General features: G+C 61.6%; 3 protein-coding genes. 2 read left to right on the forward strand and 1 reads right to left on the reverse strand.

The window, feature by feature from the left end; genetic code table 11:
- The first annotated feature begins 56 nt into the window (after positions 1 to 56).
- Together smpB and AC1D1P_RS21365 are read left to right on the forward strand one after the other, a co-directional pair.
- Complete coding sequence (smpB, locus tag AC1D1P_RS21360) at positions 57 to 590, forward strand: SsrA-binding protein SmpB (protein ID WP_457282772.1); 534 nt, start codon at positions 57 to 59, stop codon at positions 588 to 590.
- Positions 591 to 721: 131 nt separating this feature from the next.
- Positions 722 to 1,096, forward strand: coding sequence for a COG4315 family predicted lipoprotein (locus tag AC1D1P_RS21365; RefSeq protein ID WP_477674347.1), 375 nt, complete (start codon positions 722 to 724; stop codon positions 1,094 to 1,096).
- A 9-nt stretch (positions 1,097 to 1,105) separates the two neighbouring features.
- Here AC1D1P_RS21365 and AC1D1P_RS21370 read toward each other — a convergent pair whose 3' ends face one another.
- A complete protein-coding gene (locus AC1D1P_RS21370) occupies positions 1,106 to 2,221 on the reverse strand; it encodes an enoyl-CoA hydratase/isomerase family protein (protein ID WP_477674348.1) in 1,116 nt (371 codons plus the stop codon).
- Between the last annotated feature and the right edge of the window lie 51 nt (positions 2,222 to 2,272).

Raw genomic sequence — 2,272 nt, forward strand, 5'->3', positions numbered from 1 at the left:
GTATTAGCCACTTCGCGGGCTCTGTACTTTTCAGATTTCGCCCTTACCTTTTATCCATGGCCACCAAAGAAGCATCCTCCTCCAAAAAAACGGCCGCAACGCCCTCTGCCAATCTCTCACCCAAGGCAGCGGCGGCCGCCGTGCGCATTGCCGACAATAAAAAAGCGCTTTTCAATTACCAGATTGAAGAGCGCTTTGAGGCGGGCATGGTGCTCGAAGGCTGGGAAGTGAAATCCCTGCGCGAAGGCAAGGTCCAGCTCACCGACGGCTATGTCGTCATTCGCAATGGCGAACTCTTCATCATCGGCTGCCAGATCAACCCGCTGGGCACGGCGTCTACCCACGTGCGCCCTGACTCGGTGCGCACCAAGAAGCTGTTGATGCACAAGGAAGAAATCCGCCGCCTGATCGGCAAGGTCGAGCAAAAGGGTTTCACCCTGGTGCCGCTGAACATGCACTGGAAAGCCGGCAAGGTGAAATGCGAGATCGGCCTGGCCAAGGGCAAGGGCGAACATGACAAGCGCGACACTATCAAGGACCGCGAAGGCAAGCGCGAGGTTGAGCGCGCGATGAAGTCGCGCAATCGCTAGGGCTTGCTCCAAAACGCGGCATCCGCCGCTTGCCCTTCTCCGGAAATCGTGGAAGTATGTTTCGAGTAAGCCCGGATTTGCCGGTGTTTATGCTTGTGCAGCCATCCGCTGTTATTCACCGGAGCTTTTCCATGAWATTCCTGACGACCGCCTTGTTGACCGCCGCCCTGCTGGGCGGCTGCGCTTCCACGACATCAAAACATCCCGCTACCGTCGCCGATGGCGTGCTGGTCGGGCCCAACGGCATGACGCTTTACACCTTCGACCGCGACACCGCCGGTAGCGGCAAGTCGGTCTGCAATAGCCAATGCGCGGCCAACTGGCCGCCCCTGGTGCCCACTGCGACAGCCCAGCCGCTGGGCGACTACACCATCATCACCCGTGATGATGGCAGCCGGCAGTGGGCGATAAAGGGCAAGCCGCTGTACTACTGGGTCAAGGACGCCAAGCCCGGGGACAAGACCGGCGACAACGTCATGAATGCCTGGCACGTCGCCCGTCCCTGAGCAAACGACTCAGAGCTCGCGCAGCGGGTGTTCGTCCGCTGTCCAGGGGCTGACAAAAAAAGCATCGGCCATGCCGGGCTTCACGTCTTCGATGCGCGCGGGCATCCACTGCGGCTTGTAGTCCTTGTCAACGGCCAGCGCACGTATGCCTTCGACGGTTTCGCTGGCCGCGCCCGGGCGCAGGTGAAAGCATTGGTACACCATGTCACGCTCCATGCGCAGGTCGTCGGCCAGTGTCATGGTGCGGGCACGGCGGATCTGCTCCAGTGTCACATGCAGCATCAGCGGCGAACGCTTGCGCAAGGTGGCGGCCGTCTTCAGCGCCCAGGGGTCGGTTGAAGCTTCCAGCGCATCCACGATGTGCTTGACCCTCGGCAAGGAAAAGTAGGCATCAAAATGGCCGGTAGCCAACAGAGGACGGGCGCAACCAGCTATCAATTCAGTAGCAATCCACTGCTCGGCCTCAGCGGCTGAAGCGAAAGTCCGGCTGCCCAGGGCGTCCCAAAGCGCCGGCAGGCGGGCGGCATCCAGCTTCACGTCGGCCAGGCCGTAGCCGATGGCGTCGTCCGCGCCAATCACATCACCCGTGAGTGCCAGGTACTCGCCGGCGTGGCCCGGGCAGCGGCTCAGGAAGTAGCCGCCGCCTACGTCCGGAAACAGGCCAATGTTTGTTTCCGGCATGGCCATCTTGGTGTGCTCGGTGACGATGCGCACCTTGGCGCCCTGGCTGATTCCCATACCGCCGCCCATGACCACGCCGTCCATAAAGGCGATGTAGGGCTTTGGATAGTTGTGAATCAGGTGGTTGAGGGCATATTCCTCGGTGAAGAAGTCCTCCAGCGCAGAATCGCCCGCGAAAACCGCCTGGTGGAAGAAGCGGATGTCGCCCCCCGCGCAAAAACCGCCGAAGAGGCTTTCGGGCGTGCCGGGCTGGCCCTTCTTGTTGGTGCCGCGTACCGCCACCACATGAACCTCAGGGTCGTCACGCCAGGCCAGCAAGGCGGCGGACAGGTCCCGGATCATGGCCAGCGACAGCGCATTGAGCGCCTTGGGGCGGTTCAGGGTGATGAGCCCGGCGCTGCCGCGCCGCTCGACCAGCACATCGTTTCTGCTGACGGTATTCATGCCCGCTGCCTCCATCCAACCAGTTCATTGACCACCAGCGCACCTATCACC

Source organism: Polaromonas sp. P1_E1_2 (assembly GCF_056406035.1).